This window comes from Flavipsychrobacter stenotrophus (genome assembly GCF_002954265.1).
GTDB lineage: Bacteria > Bacteroidota > Bacteroidia > Chitinophagales > Chitinophagaceae > Flavipsychrobacter > Flavipsychrobacter stenotrophus.
Genome location: NZ_PPSL01000003.1, coordinates 886,441 through 905,846 on the forward strand (window position 1 = coordinate 886,441; position 19,406 = coordinate 905,846).

Annotated in this window: 20 protein-coding genes; 7 read left to right on the forward strand and 13 right to left on the reverse strand. The window is 43.4% G+C overall.

The genetic code is table 11. The features are described 5' to 3' along the window. The first annotated feature begins 102 nt into the window (after nt 1–102). Nucleotides 103–930, forward strand: a complete 828-nt coding sequence (gene murI, locus CJD36_RS13695) for a glutamate racemase (protein ID WP_105039744.1) — start codon at nt 103–105, stop codon at nt 928–930. A 10-nt stretch (nt 931–940) separates the two neighbouring features. Here murI and CJD36_RS13700 read toward each other — a convergent pair whose 3' ends face one another. From CJD36_RS13700 to nadD, 4 genes are all read right to left on the reverse strand, one after another. After that, the gene (locus tag CJD36_RS13700) at nt 941–1,405 is read right to left on the reverse strand and encodes a hypothetical protein (protein WP_105039745.1); all 465 of its coding nucleotides are present in this window, start codon (nt 1,403–1,405) and stop codon (nt 941–943) included. 2 nt (nt 1,406–1,407) lie between these two features. Beyond that, nucleotides 1,408–1,779 carry a hypothetical protein gene (locus CJD36_RS13705; RefSeq protein WP_105039746.1) on the reverse strand — a complete coding sequence of 124 codons (372 nt, stop codon included), beginning with the start codon at nt 1,777–1,779 and terminating at the stop codon, nt 1,408–1,410. A gap of 18 nt (nt 1,780–1,797) precedes the next feature. Then, nucleotides 1,798–1,992 carry a YtxH domain-containing protein gene (locus CJD36_RS13710; RefSeq protein ID WP_105039747.1) on the reverse strand — a complete coding sequence of 65 codons (195 nt, stop codon included), beginning with the start codon at nt 1,990–1,992 and terminating at the stop codon, nt 1,798–1,800. 79 nt (nt 1,993–2,071) lie between these two features. Next, nucleotides 2,072–2,644, reverse strand: a complete 573-nt coding sequence (gene nadD / locus CJD36_RS13715; RefSeq protein ID WP_105039748.1) for a nicotinate (nicotinamide) nucleotide adenylyltransferase — start codon at nt 2,642–2,644, stop codon at nt 2,072–2,074. A gap of 178 nt (nt 2,645–2,822) precedes the next feature. On the opposite strand from nadD, the gene mltG reads away from it, so the two are divergent. The 4 genes from mltG to CJD36_RS13735 all read left to right on the forward strand — a co-directional run bounded on the left by mltG (nt 2,823) and on the right by CJD36_RS13735 (nt 6,336). After that, entirely contained in the window at nt 2,823–3,848 is a 1,026-nt protein-coding gene (gene mltG / locus CJD36_RS13720) for an endolytic transglycosylase MltG (protein WP_105039749.1), read from the forward strand. 74 nt (nt 3,849–3,922) lie between these two features. Next, complete coding sequence (locus tag CJD36_RS13725; protein ID WP_105039750.1) at nt 3,923–4,393, forward strand: GNAT family N-acetyltransferase; 471 nt, start codon at nt 3,923–3,925, stop codon at nt 4,391–4,393. A gap of 88 nt (nt 4,394–4,481) precedes the next feature. Continuing rightward, nucleotides 4,482–5,648, forward strand: a complete 1,167-nt coding sequence (locus CJD36_RS13730) for a proline dehydrogenase family protein (RefSeq protein ID WP_105039751.1) — start codon at nt 4,482–4,484, stop codon at nt 5,646–5,648. 67 nt (nt 5,649–5,715) lie between these two features. Further along, nucleotides 5,716–6,336 carry a class I SAM-dependent methyltransferase gene (locus CJD36_RS13735; protein WP_133162644.1) on the forward strand — a complete coding sequence of 207 codons (621 nt, stop codon included), beginning with the start codon at nt 5,716–5,718 and terminating at the stop codon, nt 6,334–6,336. Nucleotides 6,337–6,344: 8 nt separating this feature from the next. On the opposite strand, the gene CJD36_RS13740 is transcribed toward CJD36_RS13735, so the two are convergent. The 7 genes from CJD36_RS13740 to CJD36_RS13770 form a co-directional block, all read right to left on the reverse strand. After that, nucleotides 6,345–7,214 carry a hypothetical protein gene (locus CJD36_RS13740; RefSeq protein ID WP_133162645.1) on the reverse strand — a complete coding sequence of 290 codons (870 nt, stop codon included), beginning with the start codon at nt 7,212–7,214 and terminating at the stop codon, nt 6,345–6,347. 340 nt (nt 7,215–7,554) lie between these two features. After that, nucleotides 7,555–8,415, reverse strand: a complete 861-nt coding sequence (locus CJD36_RS13745; protein ID WP_105039754.1) for a phosphatidate cytidylyltransferase — start codon at nt 8,413–8,415, stop codon at nt 7,555–7,557. Between the two features lie 49 nt (nt 8,416–8,464). Then, on the reverse strand, nt 8,465–9,421 hold the full coding sequence (locus CJD36_RS13750; protein ID WP_105039755.1) for a CPBP family intramembrane glutamic endopeptidase: 957 nt from the start codon (nt 9,419–9,421) through the stop codon (nt 8,465–8,467). Nucleotides 9,422–9,473: 52 nt separating this feature from the next. Further along, complete coding sequence (locus CJD36_RS13755) at nt 9,474–10,553, reverse strand: hypothetical protein (protein ID WP_105039756.1); 1,080 nt, start codon at nt 10,551–10,553, stop codon at nt 9,474–9,476. 370 nt (nt 10,554–10,923) lie between these two features. Further along, entirely contained in the window at nt 10,924–11,487 is a 564-nt protein-coding gene (infC, locus tag CJD36_RS13760; RefSeq protein ID WP_105039757.1) for a translation initiation factor IF-3, read from the reverse strand. Between the two features lie 217 nt (nt 11,488–11,704). After that, nucleotides 11,705–13,669 carry a threonine--tRNA ligase gene (gene thrS, locus CJD36_RS13765; protein ID WP_105039758.1) on the reverse strand — a complete coding sequence of 655 codons (1,965 nt, stop codon included), beginning with the start codon at nt 13,667–13,669 and terminating at the stop codon, nt 11,705–11,707. Nucleotides 13,670–13,783: 114 nt separating this feature from the next. Continuing rightward, the gene (locus CJD36_RS13770; RefSeq protein ID WP_133162646.1) at nt 13,784–14,383 is read right to left on the reverse strand and encodes a hypothetical protein; all 600 of its coding nucleotides are present in this window, start codon (nt 14,381–14,383) and stop codon (nt 13,784–13,786) included. Nucleotides 14,384–14,554: 171 nt separating this feature from the next. Between CJD36_RS13770 and CJD36_RS13775 the strand changes: the two genes are divergently transcribed. Then, nucleotides 14,555–16,057, forward strand: a complete 1,503-nt coding sequence (locus tag CJD36_RS13775; protein WP_105039760.1) for an NAD(P)H-hydrate dehydratase — start codon at nt 14,555–14,557, stop codon at nt 16,055–16,057. A 75-nt stretch (nt 16,058–16,132) separates the two neighbouring features. On the opposite strand, the gene CJD36_RS13780 is transcribed toward CJD36_RS13775, so the two are convergent. Further along, nucleotides 16,133–16,861, reverse strand: coding sequence for a hypothetical protein (locus CJD36_RS13780; RefSeq protein WP_105039761.1), 729 nt, complete (start codon nt 16,859–16,861; stop codon nt 16,133–16,135). A gap of 153 nt (nt 16,862–17,014) precedes the next feature. On the opposite strand from CJD36_RS13780, the gene fbp reads away from it, so the two are divergent. Further along, complete coding sequence (fbp, locus tag CJD36_RS13785) at nt 17,015–18,037, forward strand: class 1 fructose-bisphosphatase (protein WP_105039762.1); 1,023 nt, start codon at nt 17,015–17,017, stop codon at nt 18,035–18,037. A 106-nt stretch (nt 18,038–18,143) separates the two neighbouring features. On the opposite strand, the gene CJD36_RS13790 is transcribed toward fbp, so the two are convergent. Beyond that, complete coding sequence (locus CJD36_RS13790) at nt 18,144–19,298, reverse strand: hypothetical protein (protein ID WP_105039763.1); 1,155 nt, start codon at nt 19,296–19,298, stop codon at nt 18,144–18,146. Between the last annotated feature and the right edge of the window lie 108 nt (nt 19,299–19,406).

Genomic DNA, 19,406 nt, shown 5'->3' on the forward strand with positions numbered 1-19,406 from the left:
GGGGTCACTCAATGGGCGCAAAGAAGCGCAAAGAGTTAACGCAGCCGACAAGATGTGAGATATCTGTGCATTCAAATGCCATTAACCAATTATCTTTACTGTATGGATAACAGCCGTCCTATTGGCATTTTCGATTCGGGTTATGGTGGCCTCACAGTGTTTAAGAGTATTGTGGCAAAGATGCCTCATTATGACTACGTGTACCTTGGGGATAATGCCCGGGCGCCATATGGCAACCGATCGTTTGAAACTGTTCATGAATATACCTTACAGTGTGTAAAGTGGTTTTTTGAGATGGGCTGCCCATTGGTAATACTGGCGTGTAACACTGCGTCGGCGAAGGCATTACGTACCATACAGCAACAGGATCTGCCTGATATCGACCCTGCAAAGCGGGTGCTGGGCGTAATAAGGCCAACCGCTGAAATAATTGGCGACTACACGAAAACAAGATCGATAGGGGTGCTAGGTACCCGCGGTACTGTAACCTCAGGCTCTTACGAGATAGAGATCAATAAATTCTTTCCTGATGTAAAAGTTCACTCAATGGGGTGCCCTATGTGGGTGCCGCTGATTGAAAATGGGGAATATGCATCTATCGGGGCAGACTATTTTGTAGAAAAATATCTGGACGAACTGATGACCAGTGCGCCGGATATTGATACTATATTGCTGGCTTGTACCCATTATCCGCTATTGATGGATAAGATCAGGAAGTTTTTACCCGCACATGTGCAGGTAGTTGCACAGGGGGGAATTGTGGCCGATAGCTTATCGACCTACCTGGATAAGCACACTGAAATGGAGCAGCGACTAACCAAAAGCAGCGGCGTGCGCTTTTTTACTACAGATGACACGTCCGATTTTGACAGGCATGGAAGCGCTTTCTTCGGGCGCAATGTACAATCGGAGAAGGTGCATTTAAAATAATAAAAGCGGCTTACAGAGCCGCTTCTTTCTTTTCTTTCCTTGTCTTAATTACGTGCTTCACGCCCTTGTAAGTAAGCTCAATTGCTTTCCATTTCAGGTAACCGGTGATCAGTTCAAAAGCTACCGATTTGGCCACTTTTTTTACTTTTTTACCCACCGGTTCGTGGTAAGGTTCTGCAGAAACGTAGTTCTGAATGACCTTTTTTTCTTTGGCTTCTTTCTTTCTGAAAATGAACTTCTGCGCCAGTTTAATAGCTGGCCCAACAAGTGGGTTAGAGATGGGCAGGAACGAGAGAACAGTAGACATCAGGTCAAAGTCAGCAGCTGTTTCACCACTACTTTTTGAACCTTTACCCATGATACCTTCCATAGAAAGGATCTCTTGTTCACCTAGCTCTTTCAACTGTTTGTGGAGCTTACGTTTTTCCTGCTCCAGTGCTTTGAGGCTATTCAGTTCCTTGGGGTAGAGTTTCATGGCTATTTATCTTTGGCATTTTCTTTTTTGTCGTCATCTTCCTCATGGTCTTCGGTGAGTATCTTAAGGAATGTTCCGGCAAAGAAGTTAGTGATGTTGTTGCGCAGGCCAAATACAATACCCAATATGAGCACAAATACGCCCATGGTAGCAAAGCTTGCACCAACCCGCGATAAGCCCATTTCTACAAACCCTTCTAAAATACCCAGTCCCATTAGTAACATGGTAATGAAGACAATGAACATGCATATAAGCGTGAACATGACATAGCTCAGCAACTTTGCTGTACTACCCATAAAATTGAGTTTGAAGAATTTTATGTAGACCTCAATGTACTGAGTTACCTTATCTTTCAGCGAGCCGAATATACTCATGAGAGCGTTGGGGATTGATTAGGAGTGATAGATTTCTTCTTCCAGGTCTGCAGCCTTCTTAGCGAATTTGCCTTTCAGGTTGTCTAAAGATTTCTTTACCTTATCCAGATCTTCCTGGCGTGTTTCTTTGTCTGTTGCCAATACATAACCTACTGCTACTCCTACTGCAGCGCCGATCAGCAATGTTGCGATGGTATTACCTGCTTTTGCCATAAAATAACTGATTAAAAATGAATGATGTTTATTACTCGTACTAAAATATCATGCCAAAGGTACGAAAAGGTACATTTACTTATTTTGCATAATACCTGTTATCAATAATATATTGTTCTACCGCGGGTGGAACAATGTATTTAATAGATTTCTTGTCTTTTATCTGCCTGCGGATGTAGGTTGAGGATATCTGCAGCAAAGGCGCTTCCAGTTTTTTGATGTTGGCTCCATAGGTGTCTTCTATCTCAAATCCCGGCCTGTTGTATACAATAAAAGAGTGTCGTTCTACCAGTTGCTCAAAGTTTTTCCAGCGATGAATGTTCTGGAAGCTATCGGCACCCATGATCACAGAGAATTTTTCAAGCGGAAATTTCTCAGTGAGGTAGGCGAGCGTATCTATGGTATAAGATGGTTTTGGTAGCTGAAATTCCACACTACTGGCTCTGAATTTGGGGTTGCCCTCAATAGCGATATTGACCAGGTGCAGGCGATCATGCTCATTGAGCAGTGAGTGTGAGTCTTTAAGCGGATTGTGAGGAGATACTACAAACCATACTTTATCAATGTCTGTATATTCAATAACATGGTTGGCCACAATAAGGTGACCTATGTGAATGGGGTTAAAACTGCCGAAATACAATCCGATATGCATAAGGCAAAGATAAAAAGACGGGCGACACAAATTGCTAAAGAGCGATTAATCATTTTTAGTTAACGTTTTATGCCCTGAAAAGGTAAAAGTGTTTACTTTGCAACAGCCTCACCCCGACCCTCTCCAAATGGGAGGGAGTTGTAAAGTATTGTATTTATAAATAACGTATTTTAGCATTATGTCTGCGAAAAAGAAGAAGAAATCACGGTTGCCCCTCATCATTACCATCGTAGTCATAGTGCTGCTTTTAGGTGCTGCTTATAAGATATTAGGGCCTAACAGCGGAAAGGCGCAGTTTCTTTACATAAGAACGGGAATTACCTATGAGCAGTTGCTGACGCAAATGAAGGATGGAGGCTACGTGAACGATATAAATAGTTTTGATTTCCTGGCAAAAAGAGCGGGGCTCCCTGAACATATACACCCAGGTAAATACCAGATGAAGTGGGGTATGACCAATTACGAACTGGTGAAAAAATTACGCAATGGGCGCCAGGTACCGGTAAAGCTGGTGATCAACAAGCTACGTACGAAGGCAGATTTCATAAGATTGGTGTCTACTAACCTGGAGATAGATTCGCTGCAACTGGGTGCGCTGATGCGGGATAAGGATTTCCTGGATAAAATGGGACTGGATAGTAATACTGTGATGTGTGGTGTAAGGCCCGACACTTACGAGTTTTACTGGAATACAACTACCGATAAACTGTTTAAAAAACTGAAAGAAAGTTATAGTCGCTTCTGGACCGATGCCCGCAGAGAGCAGGCTAAAAATCATGGATTAAATCCGGTTAAGGCAACTATTATGGCCTCTATCATAGACGAGGAGACCAATCTACCGGCAGATAAATTGAATATAGCGAGCGTGTACCTTAACCGAATGGATAAGGGCATGAAGCTGCAGGCCGACCCGACCGTGAAATTTTCTATAGGTGACTTTACGATAAAGAGAGTAACGGGAGCAATGCTGAAAACAGAATCTCCTTACAATACTTATCAAAACGTGGGATTGCCCCCAGGGCCCATATGCACGCCATCGAACGGATCTATTGATGCAGTGCTGAATGCACCACAAACCACCTACATATATTTCTGCGCAAAGGCTGATCTGAGTGGGGCTTCGGTATTTGCTACCACCGATGCAGAGCATCTATTGAATGCAAGGTTGTACCAGCAGGCGCTTAATGCGAGGGGGATACATTAAGGGAGTCGTAAGTCGTAAGTCGAAAGTTCTCGACGGATTAAGCTGGGACTTCTGATGTGGATATAATAAGGGGCATGAAAATAACTGAGACCATATTTTTAGATGCAGCGCAAAAGGAGGCTATTTACAGGCTTTGGAACAATGAGTATCCAAGCCAATTGGGGTATAGCGCGCATGTGGAGCTGGATGTGTATCTCGAAAATCTAAAGGAACCTCACCACTATTTTGCTGTCAATGATGCGGATGACATAGTTGGCTGGGCATTTTCATTTGAACGGGAAGGGGAGCGATGGTTCGCTATCATTGTTGATAGTATGTTGCATAGATCGGGGGTAGGTCCTATGCTCTTGAATAAACTGAAGGCGAATAGTACCGTGTTGAATGGCTGGGTAACTGATCATGATAAGTATGTGAAGGCGGATGGTAGTCCCTATCCATCGCCAATGGGGTTTTACCTGAAGAATGGTTTTGTGGTATGTGAGGGTATTCGGTTGGAGTTTGAAAAGTTATCTGCAGCTAAAATATGGTGGACGGCTGATGCATAAATAAATGCGTAATGAAAAAGAACCAATAGTGTTATAAGGTTTCTTTTGGCATCTATGCTTACCTTTGCACCCTATTTATACAGATAGTATGCTGCCACAGTTTGAAAATACCGAAATAGCGTTTAAATATCGTAGTGATAAGGAGATGAAACTGGCTAAGTTCCTGTTTTCATCAATGGGCAACCCGGCGCTGAGTAGCCTGGGAATGAAACTGACACAGTTTGCATTGTCGTGGAAATTGCCGGTAAAAGGGCTGATCAAAAAGACACTTTTTGATCAGTTTTGCGGTGGTGAAACGATGGACGAGGCTGCACAGACAGCGGCTGTAATAGGCAAATATGGCGTAGGTACCATATTGGACTACGGTGTAGAGGGTAAGGAGAGTGAAGAAGATTTTGACCGTGCGGTGCCTGAGTTTGTAAAGGCCATAAAGTATGCGGCTACCAATAAGAATATTCCTTTTATAAGTTTGAAGGTAACCGGTTTTGCTAGGTTCGCATTGCTGGAAAAGATACACTCGGAAGCAACGCTGAGCACCGAAGAGCAAGGTGAGTGGAAGCGTGTATACGACAGGATAGATTTTATCTGTAAGGCAGCAGCACAGGCCAATGTAATGGTACTGGTAGATGCAGAAGAAAGCTGGATACAGAAGCCGGTAGATGATCTTACTGATGCTATGATGGCGCAGTATAATCAGGTGAAAGCTATTGTGTTCAATACCTTCCAGATGTACAGGCACGACAGGTTGTTATTCCTTCAGGAATCAGTAGCATTTGCAAAAGCACATAATTACCAGTTGGGTGCTAAACTGGTGCGCGGCGCTTATATGGAAAAAGAGCGCAGGCGCGCTGCTGATATGGGCTACCGTGACCCTATACAGCCAAGCAAAGAAGCTACAGATAAAGACTATGATGCTGCGGTATTGTATTGTCTTGAAAACCTTTCAGGGTTGTCGGTATTTATAGGAACACATAATGAGGAGAGCTGTATGAAGGCTGCCCGCTATATGGAGGCTAATGGTGTGCCTGCAACTACCGAACATGTATACTTCTCGCAGTTGTACGGCATGAGTGATAACATATCCTTCAACCTGGCCAATAGCGGCTACCACGTGGCTAAATACCTGCCTTATGGCCCGGTAACGGATGTGTTGCCCTACCTGATGCGCCGTGCGCAGGAGAATAGCTCTGTAGCCGGACAAACAGGCAGGGAGCTATCGCTGATAGAAAAAGAGATTGATAGAAGAAGGATCTAAGAATGAATTCCTGAATCAAGATGTGGCACACTTTAAAAGTGTGCCACATCTGTTTAAGGTCCAACGGATGAACAAAGGTTATGATAATGTTTCGTGGTTTTATGATCGCCTTAGCAGGTTGGTATTTGGTAATAAATTACATGCAGCCGAATGCTACTTCCTGTCAGCGATAATGCCTGCTGATAATATCCTTATTGCAGGCGGCGGCAGCGGACTTATATTAGAGGATATTACCAAACTTCATCCGCGCGGTCTGAGTATTACCTATATCGATGCCTCGCCCAAAATGATAGCATTGGCCCAACAACGTAATGCAGGTGATAATAAAGTATCGTTTATAACTTCGCCCGTTCAAAACATAAAACTGAGCAGCGATTATGACCTTATCATTACACCCTTCCTGTTCGACAACTTTACCGGACAAACAGCAGCAGAAGTATTCAAACACCTCGATCGGTCACTTCATTGCAATGGCCAGTGGCTCTATACCGACTTCCGCAACACTGGCAGAGCTAAACACGGGTTATTACTCAAAAGTATGTATATGTTCTTCGGCACGCTGTGTGGCATACGCAATTCTACGCTGCCCGATATGGACATGCTTTTTGCTCAACATGCTTATCAGCTAAAAAAAGAAAGCAGTTCTATGAATGGCTTTGTGGCTTCTATGGAATATATCAAACAGTAAAGTGCGATCTACTTTTGTGATTTACCTGCTTTCTTCAATGCAGCCAGTATTATTTTAGGATTGTTTTGCAACAACACTTTAACCTTGTGAGTCCTGCAATTTTCCGTGCGCAGCAATACGCAATTATTGTTCATGCACGCTTTTGTATCGATGGTCTTTATTGTACCGATTTCCTCACAGGTCTTTTTAGAGAAAACCCATTTTTCCATGTTCTCCGTTATAGTAAACCACGGACATCCTTTTTGATGATCTATGATGATATCCATCTCCCTATCATAGCAGTCGCAGCCTTGTTTTTTGTCTTTGCAGCCGCTGGCCGTGTTCGATGATACTGTCTCTTCGACACAGATAGGTGTCAGAGTATCGCGTCCTATTAATGCATATCCAGTATTAATGGTGAGGATACCTTCTATTACGTAGTTAGTGGTTTGCCGGTAAATAAGTGAGCTGTCTTTCAGAAAGAAAAACTCGTCAGTATCCAGGTCCTGATTCTGATCCAACTGCCGATGGGTTACCAGCCACCCTTTAGGTGTCAGCCGCAGGAAAACGTAGTTATACATAGAGTAGTAATGATCCCACATAGACCCGCTTTGTCCTGCAAGAACTAACACACAATTAATGATTCCTTGTCTTTTATAAGTGATCTTATTCAGTATACGCATAGCGGCAGAATCTTCCGGGCCCATCCAGTGCTCTTCGTCAACATCAGCTCTGTACATTATGCCGGCAGTTGAGTCTCCTTTGCCAATTGTGTGGTTGTAAAGCGCCTTCATCAATGTGGCTGTGGAAGTGTCTTTCAGATATCTGTGCTCCCGGGACAATGCACTATTAAATGATAAGGCAAAGCAAACAATAAAAAGGCATAGTGTTCTCACCATAATGTATCTGTTGTCTTGTCTTAATTGATCAAATATATTGATTAAAAAGTAATAGTGCTATGGCTGCAAAACTCAAACGTGCACAATACGTTCTAACCGCTATTGCCGCTTTGGGAAATTAGGAGTGGGCTAGTCTCTCGAAAGGGGGAGTAGATAAACTGACAGAAACAGAAGTGCAGGATTCCAGTACGCTAAGGTAGGTACCTGATGTGGGCTTGCAATTTGCTATACAAGGCTATGAGCTAAAGGATGAAAGGGGGTTTGTGAAGGGGTTTGTGGAGAGCAGTGTGTGGGTGAAATAAGGTGGGTATCAACTTCGCCTTTAAGTACCCAATATTTATTAAGGCGCCACATATGTAGGTAACTGCATAAAGTAGTAAACATACGCACCTGCAAATGGTGCAGCAAGAAGTAATGAATCAAAACGGTCCAGCGCTCCACCATGGCCAGGCATCAGGGTTCCCGAGTCTTTTACATCTGCCATACGTTTTAGCTTAGATTCAACAAGATCGCCCAGAGTACCTGCCACGCTTGCGCAAAGGCCAAGCATCGCCCAGTCGACCAACCTGTAACGGCCTGAAAAATAACCGTAAGCCATTGCGCCTATCATCGTTAACAGAGCTCCTCCGCCGGTCCCTTCCCATGTTTTTTTAGGAGATATAGGAGAGAATGGGGTTTTGCCGATGAACGAACCTACCAAGTAGGCCATAGTATCATTTGTCCAGATCAAAAGGATGAGTGCAATGGGGATGATCATATCGTTGCCCCTCATAAACATCATGAATACCATAGGTACAGTAATATAAAACAGGCCTCCGAATGCCTGCATAACAGAGTTGACCGTATTTTTGTTGTTGAGGACACCGGTGATCAACATAACGGCAGGGACAACAAAAGCTATTGGTAAAAAATAATTAAGTAATTCAAATGGAGTTCCTTCTTTAACGTGAAGCCAGTTATAAGTGACAGCTATAAAATATAATCCCAGAAGTTGTATCGTTATTGGCAACCAAATCGGCCATGCTGAAGCCGAGTCGATTTTTTTCATCAGTCTTATATAATCTCGGAGACACAATACGCCGATAAGGCTAATCAGGGCCAGGTACGACCATTGATTCCAAAACAACCCCACAAGCATTACTGCTGCAAAAACTATAGCACTGCCGGTGCGTTGGTAGAATACAGGGAGGTTGAGCGCCATAAAAACTTAAAAGTAAAAAGTGAAAAGTAAAAAGCCGTTGGTACGTTTCTTAGTTAAAGATAGCAGGATTTTCGTCTGTTGTGCTATTTTGTGGTTGGTCAAAATCATCAGACCAATTACGGGGTAATGGTGTTCTTGTTTTCCAGAGCATATAAAATGCACCGGCAAACAATACTACGCCGCCTGCTACAAAGCCCCATTGTATGCCGGTATCTGTTGGTGCTGCTCCTGTATTTGTGTTTCCTTTCTCTACGTAGGCAAATATGATCTGCAAGCCATTGAAGAACAGGTGAGCAGCTATGCCGCACCATAGCGAGCCGGTAAGGTTGTAGATAACAGCAAGCAATGCGCCTGCCAGGAAGATAGACGGCAAGCCTGTATAGCTGGCATGCACAAAGGCAAACATAATGGCCGAAAAAAGCACAGCCAGCACTATGTTGTGCGACGACTTATGCGTGAATCTCATGATCATACCCCTGAAGAATAGCTCCTCGCCAATAGCCGGCAGAATAGCTACTATCAAAAATGTGCGGATAAAATCGGCAAAGGTGGGCATGGTGAGATAAGCACGAGCAACTGTTTCGGCCGCCTCTTGTTTTGCCTGTACCTCGGCACCAAAATTTATATGCCCCATAAGGGTTTGTAATGCCATAAATACAGGCATGGCTCCCAGCATCACCAATACTGCCAACAGCAGGTGAATTGGTTTTTGTGGAGCCTTAAGTCCAAGGTATTTAATGGGTTTGGGGTGGGCCAGATAGGCGAATAAAAGCGATGGTGCGGCGAACATCATAAGGCTGCCAATGCCCTGTGCTACTAATGAAACATGAATGAGTACAGGAGCGCTTTTATCGGTGATGTTCTGGATGGCACTGGTGGGTACGCCATATACCTTGGGTAGCATTACACCTATGAAGGCAAGTGCCAATGAAAAAAGGGTGAAAGTCATCAACAGGAACAGTAGTAATTGCATACCCGGCGGGTATGTACGAAAGTACTTCATCATATGCAGCAAAGGTATTTAAACAAAAGCTGAAATATGTGCGGATGCATATGTATTAGTACTCAGTGCCTTTGTAGTACACCTTGAAGATGCCCTGGCCGATCTGGTAGTTAATGACGTCGTAGTTGAGCTGCCAGTTGGTGAGATCGGCATTGGTTACGTCATATACTTCGCCTTCAGTAAACAGGCGCAAGGTATTGTTGGTATTGATATAGGCGAGGGAGTTGTATTGTATCAATACATTCTCGGGGTAGTAATTCTCCATGTCGGTGAACTCGCCTTTATAAAAAATTTTAAAATAACCTGAAGGGTCTCTGTAGGCTACAATATTATCTACCGCCTGGTAAGACGGGTTAAAGAAGCCTACCGTTTTTACTGCATCGTTATAGAATATCTTGAAATATCCATCGCTGCTTACAAATGCCACAACATTATCTGCTACATGGTAAGATAGTGGGGGGAAGTTGTCTATTGTAAACGTTTGTCCGTTATGAAATATCTTAAACCTGCGGTCGGCATCTACATAGGCAACCGTGCTACGGCCTGCTTCAAATGTGCTTACCGGATAGTCTTCCTGATTTAGCTTTACACCTCTGAAGAAGATCTTGAACTGGTTGGCAAAATTATTATAGGCGATGATATTGTCTGACAAGCTAAGACCTGATAATACACTGTCCGGTACAAATGCTTCTAACTGCTGTATTTGTCCGTTGTAGTATACCTTATAGTCGCTTTTCATACCATCCAGGTACATTACCAGGCTGTCGCCGATGTAATACTGTTCACAGATCGGTGTCAGGTTTTTAACTAGGCCTTTGTCAAATACATTCAGTGATTTCTGGTTGAGGAAAACAACAAGATTGTCTGTAGCATAGAAGGCATTGGTGAAACCTGCATTTACCTTTTGGGTGGCGTTGTTGTAGTAGATCTTAAAGGTGCGTGAGTTGTCGAGGTAGGGTATTGCTATGCGGCCGGTTTTAAGCAGCGTTGGCGGCATGTAGTCGATCTTGTGGATCATGCCCTTGTCCCATACCATTAATTCATTTTGTTGAGTAACATAGGTAGCATAGGGCTGCGCCAATGCGGTTGTGCAGGAGAGGTATATAGAGAGCAGTACAATAAATATTCGCTGCATGGAAGGGGCAAATTTGCTGTGAATATACTAGTTTTCTAAAATAAAAAAGCCAGCCTGAGAACAGGCCAGCCCCTATAAACCCTATCACTATGAAAATCTTTGCAAACAGATGGTTTGCGTAATTACTTCAAAGCTTTTACAAAAATTATTTTTTTCAAAACTGAAGAGTTTTTTGAAAAAGCCAGCCTGAGAACAGGCCAGCCCCTATAAACCCTATCACCATGAAAACTTCTTTATGCTGAGAGCTAAATTATTTCGTTGGTTACTTTAACTGTACAAAGATAGGACAGTTTTTATTAGTTGTGCAATTTTGTAGAAATATTTTTTTGTTAAATACCTACTACATTGTATTGCATTTTCTTACAAAGTACTAAGCTTTGCCTTTCTTTTTAGGTGAGAAGATGACCAGCATCCTCTTGCCTTCCATTTTAGGCATAGATTCCAATCCGCCAAACTCTGCCAAACGCTCTGCAAATTTCAGCAACAACAGTTCGCCACGCTCCTGGAACATGATCGCACGTCCTTTGAACTGAACATAGCATTTTACTTTATTACCATCCTGCAGGAATTTTTCTGCATGTTTGGCTTTAAAGTCAAAGTCATGATCATCTGTATTCGGTGTGAAACGAATTTCCTTTACTTCACTTTGCTTAGCCTTAGCTTTCTGTTCCTTGTCTTTTTTCTTCTTTTCGTAAAGGAACTTTTTGTAATCGATAAGCTTACAAACGGGAGGTACTGCATTTGGTGAGATCTCCACCAGGTCTACTTCCTGAACTTGCGCCATCTTTATGGCATCAGCTATTGGATAGATACCCGGTTCTATATTATCTCCTATAACACGAACCTGTGGAGCTGTTATTTCATTGTTTAAGCGATGTTCGTTTTGTGGTACCCTGGGCCTGAAAAATGGTTTACCTTTTGGTCTTTTCTGCATTAATTGATTTTAGAATTTTATTGGCAAAAATAAAATATTTGTTTGTTAATTACTCAAAGCTAATGTATAAAATTTTTATTGTTACGGTTTTTACCTAAAGCCTACAGATAATTCTTTATTTCTTAACTAAAACTGTACCTGTTTTCTCATTGAGTATTGTTTATTTAAAGAAAAAGTTCGCATAGTGCGAACTTTTTCTTTAAATCATTAGTCTGTATTAGTTGGCATTCGTTTCTGTTTTCCTCTTTCCCTTCATCTGCTCCTTAACGATATTGCGCATTTCGGTAGCGAAGTCAGCTATAGATACGGCACCCTTGTCGCCATCGCCATGTTTGCGCACGGAAACGGTCTGGTTTTCCTGTTCTTTTTCACCAACAATAAGCATGTAAGGCACCTTCATCATTTCTGTGTCGCGGATCTTACGGCCTATTTTTTCGCTTCTGTCGTCTATTGTAGCGCGTATGTCTTCTGACCTGAGTGCAGCAATAACGCTTTTTGCGTATTCGTTGTACTTGTCGCTGATAGGTAACACCTTCACCTGCAGCGGTGCCAGCCAGAAAGGCAGGTTACCTGCGCAATGCTCCAGCAATACTGCTATGAAGCGCTCCATAGAGCCGAACGGTGCACGGTGTATCATTACCGGGCGCTTGCGGGTATTGTCGCTATCTACGTACTCCAGTTCAAAGCGTTCAGGCAGGTTATAATCTACCTGTATAGTACCCAACTGCCATTTACGGCCCAGGGCATCCTTCACCATAAAGTCTAGCTTAGGGCCGTAGAATGCGGCTTCGCCGTATTCTGTAACTGTCTTCAGTCCCTTTTCTGCGGCGGCTTCAATGATCGCATTCTCAGATGTTTCCCAGTTTTCATCGCTGCCTATGTATTTGCTGCGGTCTTCCAAGTCGCGTAGAGATATCTGTGCAGTATATTCTGTAAAGCCCAGTGATTCGAAGACGAACAGCACCAGGTCAATTACTTTTTTGAACTCATCTTTTACCTGCTCGGGTGTGCAGAACAAGTGGGCATCATCCTGAGTAAAGCCGCGAACACGTGTAAGGCCATGCAACTCTCCACTTTGCTCATAACGGTACACTGTACCAAACTCAGCAAGGCGGTAAGGAAGGTCTTTATAAGACTTAGGGGATGATTTGTATATCTCGCAGTGGTGCGGGCAGTTCATTGGTTTCAGCATGAATTCTTCACCTTCCTGCGGGGTAGTGATAGGGTGGAAACTATCCTTGCCATACTTCTCCCAGTGGCCTGAAGTTACATACAACTGCTTGCTACCTATGTGCGGAGTGATAACCGGAAGGTAACCGGTTTCCAACTGCGCTTTCTGTAAAAACTGTTGCAGTCTTTCGCGAAGCATAGCGCCGTTAGGCAACCATAATGCTAAACCGCTACCTACTTTTTCTGAGAAGGTAAACAATTCCAGCTCCTTGCCTAGCTTGCGGTGGTCGCGCTTCTTGGCTTCTTCCATCAACAAGATATACTCATCCAGTTCCTTCTGGTTAGGATAAGTAACACCATAGATACGGGTAAGCATTTTGTTCTTTTCATTACCTCTCCAATAAGCACCGGCAATGTTGGTGAGCTTAACAGCTTTAATGAAACCGGTATTAGGAATGTGCGGTCCACGGCACAGATCGGTGAAGCCGCCCTGTGTGTAGAAAGTGATGCTGCCATCGTTCAGTCCGTCGATCAGTTCCAGCTTGTACTGGTCCTGCTTTTCGGTGAAATAACTAACTGCATCGGCCTTAGAAACATCCTTACGAACGTATTCAGACTTGGTGCCTGCCAATTCCTTCATCTTATTTTCGATCTTCTTCAGATCTTCCTCTGTAATGCTGCGATCGCCCAGGTCAATATCATAATAGAAGCCGGTTTCGATAGCAGGGCCAATACCCAGTTTTACGCCCGGGTAAATAGCTTCCAAAGCCTCAGCCATAAGGTGAGCAGAAGAGTGCCAGAAGGTAGATTTACCTTCTTTGTTGTCCCATGTTAATAATTTCAGCGTAGCATTGGTATTGATGGGGCGGGACGCGTCCCATACTTCACCATTAACTTCTGCTGCCAGTACCTTACGTGCCAGGCCTTCACTTATTGATTTTGCTATATCTCCCGCTGAAACGCCTGCTTCATATTCGCGTACCGCGCCATCGGGTAAAGTAATTTGTATCATAAAAATTGTTCTTATAAAGGTTGCAAAGGTACGAACTATATGAGGGTGAAAAAATCCTCTTATAAAAAAACCACCGGCGCAGGGCTGGTGGTTTTCCTGTCGCTTATTATATTTTTAATGGCCGTATGTGACGTTGAATATGAACGTATCAGGACGCAATATCGGCGTTGTCCAATGCGTTAAAGTAGTGTCATTATACTGACCTATCAATGAGTATTCTATTGTAAATGAAGTTTCAGACACATTACTCAACTTGCCATTTCTGATATCTTTAACATGCGATACTGCAGTATCGTAACGTGCGCTATATCCATTAGGACCTGCTGCGTCAGGATAAATGACCTGAGCCACAGAATCTATGATCTTGTAGGCATTGAAGAAATCGAAATTGGCATCGTTGTTTTTGATGACGTAGTTAAAGCCAACAGAATCCGGATCGCCAACATCAGAGCGTTTGCTATTGTTATAAACAAAAGCATAGCCAGAGGAATCGAAACGAATTTCATCATCGCGCAGGTATTGTTTCCTGAGGTTAGGATAATAGGTCTGCGCTGCTTTTACACCATTAGGGCCCCTCATTGTAACGGTACCCGATGTAATGTGCCATTTTCCCGTTCGGAGCATGGTAATAACGTCTAACTGAGGGTCAGGAGTCTTATTACAGGCAATTAAAATTGAAAATAAGGCCAATAAGAGCAGTAGCGATCTTCTCATATACTAAAATAAGTTTCTTACAATTTGAAGCATAAAGCTACTAAATATATTGATGATGCAAAAAAAGAGCACTTATATGTCGTTCGGGCAGGGTAGTGGTATATGCAGCGTGCTAAAATCTTTACAAAATCATAAGAACATTAAATACCTTGCATACACTATTTTAGAACCATGAAAATCTTCACTTCAGCACAGATAAGGGAATGCGATGAGCAAACCATAAAAGTATCCGGTATCCGCTCAATAGACCTGATGGAGAGGGCTGCCAATAAGTGTGCTGACTGGCTGAAGGCAAGTTTTCCAAAGGAGACATTATTCATAATACTCTGCGGGCCGGGGAACAATGGAGGCGACGGACTGGCAATAGCCCGCATGCTGCATTTGCGGTCTTACGGTGTAAAAGCATTCCTGCTCAATTTTGGCAATGAATTATCTGCCGATTGCGCTACCAATTTTCAGAAACTGAAGCAGGTAAATGAGCAGTTGGTTACAGTTGTAGAGCCCGATACTTTTCTGAGCGATCTTCCACCGCATGTGGTGATCATAGATGCAATACTGGGTGCAGGTTTGAGCAGGCCCGCATCGGGTTGGGTAGCTGCATTTATTGAGCGGATCAACAAGATGCCCAATCGAAAACTGGCCATAGATATCCCAAGTGGCATGGCTGCCGATATAGTAGGCGACAGGGATGCCGCTGTGCTGAAAGTGCGGGATACACTCACCTTCCAGTTTTATAAGCGTAGTTTTCTGCATCCTGAAACTGCACCTGCGGCCGGTAATATACAAGTGCTGGATATAAGGCTGGATAAAGGGTTTATTGATACCACCCATACTAATTACCGTACGCTGGAGCGGGAAGATATATTGGCATTGTACAAGCCAAGGAACAGATTTGCTCACAAAGGTACCTATGGTAGTGTACTCATATGTGGTGGTGCCCATGGTAAAACAGGAGCAATAGTGCTGTCGTCAAGAGCGGCGTTGCGCAGTGGGGCGGGGTTGGTAACTGCACTGGTGCCTGAATCAGGCTACCAGGTCATGCAATCATCAGTGCCGGAGGCCATGTGCCAGACCAGTGGCCGTGAGGCGGTTGACGCTATACAGAATTGGAATAAGTACACCGCAATAGGCATTGGGCCGGGTATGGGTACAACTTCTGATAGCGTACGTGCTTTATCTGACTTCCTGGAAGATTGTAAGCAACCCGTAGTACTGGATGCAGATGCATTGAATATTATAGGCAGGCATAGCGACCTGCTGGCTAAATTGCCTAAGAACTCTATTCTCACCCCACATCCTAAGGAATTTGGCCGTTTGTTTGGTGAGAATACTAACAGCATGATACAGGTAGACAATGCCCGGATCCACGCTATGCGGTATAATATAAACATAGTGCTTAAAGGCCATCATACAGCCATTATCAATACAGAAGGCGAATGTTGGTATAATATGACCGGCAATGCTGGGATGGCCACAGGTGGCGCCGGCGATGTGCTCACCGGTATCATTACCGGGCTGCTGGCGCAGGGTTATGAGCCGCAGGCTGCGGCAATGATGGGTGTATACCTGCATGGCACAGCCGGTGATCTTGCCGCAAAAGAACTATCGGAGGAAGCAATGATTGCGGGTGATATAATTGATTATATGGGGAAGGCGTTTTTGTCGCTCGCTTAGCGAGTAGTATATAATCTAAAGTAAAAGGTAGAAAGCTGTTTGGTCCGATATCTTTGGTGCAAACATTATTATTACTTAGTACAGATCGAGCCCCAGCGTAAATCCAATCGATGGCTTTCCCTGGTAAATCCAGTCGCCGGCATTTTTATCAAGAAGATGATCGAAGCCGAAGGCTACACCGAAAGAAATTTTATCCATAGCAATATTTGCAGAAACGCCTGATATTAATGTTACTCCTTCATATTCCAAATCGAAATGAGGATCTCTAATCACCCATGGATTTATCAACGCACTGCCGAGCCCAACAAATAGTCCGCCGCTGTAACCAAAATGTTTTGATGTTTGTTTGTAGATGTTAAGTGGTGTGCGCCTATAAGTAAGTTTATATTCATCAATACGGTAGCCACCAAATAGTGCCCCATTGAAGTTAGTCACCAATTGGTTGGGTATGTTGGATGTGGCCGGCCTGTACTTCAACGGTATGGTCATCACATCAAAATCGAATGAAGGTTTGTAAAAGTTATGTTGCAGCTTTTTGTCTTTAAACCTGCGTTGCATACTGGTATAGTTTACTCTCTTGCTGGTAATTATGGCAGTTGAATCCTTAAATTCCTGTATTGGGAATACTGCTATAGTATCTTCATCTACATGGAGTACGTAGACCTTTTCTCTCGAGAACCTTTTGGTGCTGTATTCTCCGTCGTTAAAATTATATTTAGCATTCTCCTTCAGCACTAGGCAACTGCTGAATGAGCACATAAATATAACGGCCGGTAAAAGGTTTTTGATAAAAGTGTGTATCATTTAAAAGACCAGTTGTAAAAAATAATGCCAGACGTGGCACTCGCAGTCAAAAATACGGAAGCAATGCAGAACCAACGGTATATTCGGCCATTCGTACCGATTATTTGGGCAATTTTATTAATTTTGAAGAGAAAAGAAATAATATAAACTATAATGCTACAAGGACAACTGATAACACTGGATGAATTTACTATCCAGGAAACGAGGAAATTTCCACAAGCTACGGGTGAACTGTCTTCTCTACTGCGCGACATAGCGCTGGCAGGTAAGATCATCAACAAGCAGGTACGTAAGGCAGGTTTGTCTGATATATTGGGCAAGCAAGGTACATCTAACATACAGGGAGAAGAGCAGATGAAGCTGGATGTAATAGCTGATGAAACGCTGATACATGTTTTAAAGAACAGTACTGACTGTGCGGGTATAGCATCGGAAGAAAATGATGATCACGTTTCTTATGAGGACACCTTCTCTGCAAACTCTAAGTATGTAGTATTATTCGATCCATTGGACGGTTCATCTAATATAGATGTCAACGCATCAATAGGTACTATATTCTCTATTTATCGCCGTGTAAGTGAATTGGGTACTACCTGCACTGAGGCAGACTTCCTGCAGCCGGGTAACAAGCTGATGGCAGCGGGTTACATTATTTATGGCAGCAGCACTATGATGGTGTATGCTACACGCCTGAGTGTGAATGGTTTTACACTGGAGCCATCTATAGGTGAGTTCTGCTTGTCACACCCAAACATTAAATGCCCTGAAAATGGTAAGATATACTCTGTGAACCAGGGTAATATGAATAAATTCAGCGACGGACTGAAGTCTTATCTTGAATACTGTATGGAGGTCAATAAGGAAGAAGGTCGCCCTTATTCTCATCGTTACATTGGCTCAATGGTGGGTGATCTTCACCGCACATTGATAAAGGGTGGTCTGTTCATGTACCCTGCCGACAAGAGCTCACCTAACGGTAAGCTGCGCCTGCAGTACGAGTGCAACCCAATGGCATTTATAGTAGAAGCAGCAGGTGGTATTGCCAGCAATGGTGATATAGATATTCTGGATATCATGCCAACAGAACTACACCAAAGAGTACCGGTCTACATCGGCTCTAAGAAAATGGTAGAGAAAGTACTGGCTATGGCACATGCTAAAGATGCAGTTGCATAATAAGTCACAACTTAAAAGTGAAAAGTAAAAAGCGGCTGATTCGTGAGGATCAGCCGCTTTTTTTTTGCAGGCAATCAGTGGTGCTGCAACAATCAAGTTTTTACTTTTAGAGCATCGGGTGGCGCTTAAACTCTTTTGATCTGTCGAACAGGAAACGGTAAGTGCGTAGTGTGCGGCTGCGATGGGTGCCGAGGCTTTCAGCTATGTTGATCATCTTAGGATTAAAATCGCCGATCCACAACATTTCATAATCATCATACCTGGCCATGGGTTGTATCACCTTGGCGCCCTCCACTATAATATATGCATCTACGCCTTTGCCTTGGAATTCGGGTATGATACCGAACACCAGACCCACAAACCGACTGCATTTGCCAAATTGTTTGATGAGTAGAAATCTTACCTTTTCAATGATGCCAAATTTTCCATTAAGGTGTTTGAAATACTGGTTAAGATCCGGCAGGTTTATCCAAATGGCTATTGGTTCGTCTTTATAGTATACAAACCAGGAGACATGCTCATCAATTACCGGTTTCATGGTGGCAAACATCTTCTGTACCGTACGTTCTTCCAACGATTTTCCGCCGCCATGGCCTGCCCATGCCTTGTTATAGACGTAGGTAAAGTCTTTGGCGTATTTCTGAATGTTACTTTTCTTTATCATTTCGGCCCTGTAATTTGGGTCGGACGCTATGGCCGCATGTCGCGTATAGAATTTGTCATCCAGCTTTTGTTTCACCTTCATTCCAAAACAGATCTGGTTGAAGTAAGTTTCGAAACCATAGGTTTCAAACAGTTGTACATAATAAGGAGGGTTGTAGTTCATGTTGTATAATGGGCTGTAAAACCCATCTACCACAAGCCCCCACCATTTGTCACGTTCGCCGAAGTTTATTGGCCCGTCCATGGCTTCCATGCCACGTTCCTGAAGCCATTTCTTACAATGGTCGAGCATAAAATTTGCTGCCTGCTGGTCATCGATACATTCGAAGAAACCAATGCCGCCGGTTGGTTGCTCCATTTTGTATTGCTTATTTACAAACGTAGCTACGCGACCAATATTTTTGCCGGTACCATCTCTAAATAACCAACGGGTACACTCTCCGCCACGCTTAAAGAACTTATTTTTTTCTGTATCAAAGACCTCTTCTATATCCTTATCTAATGGGCGTATCCAGTTGGGGTCGTTGGCATAAATGTCAACGGCTACCTGTAAGAATTGTTTTTTGTCAGCTGCGGTTTTCACCTCGTGCATCTGCATAATAGGTAAGTATTTTATTGCGCTAAAGTATGAAATTATGTAAGGCTATAAACAAGTACCGCCCCCGATAGTGCCGTAGCGGCAAGTTCGGGGGCGGTATTAACGAAG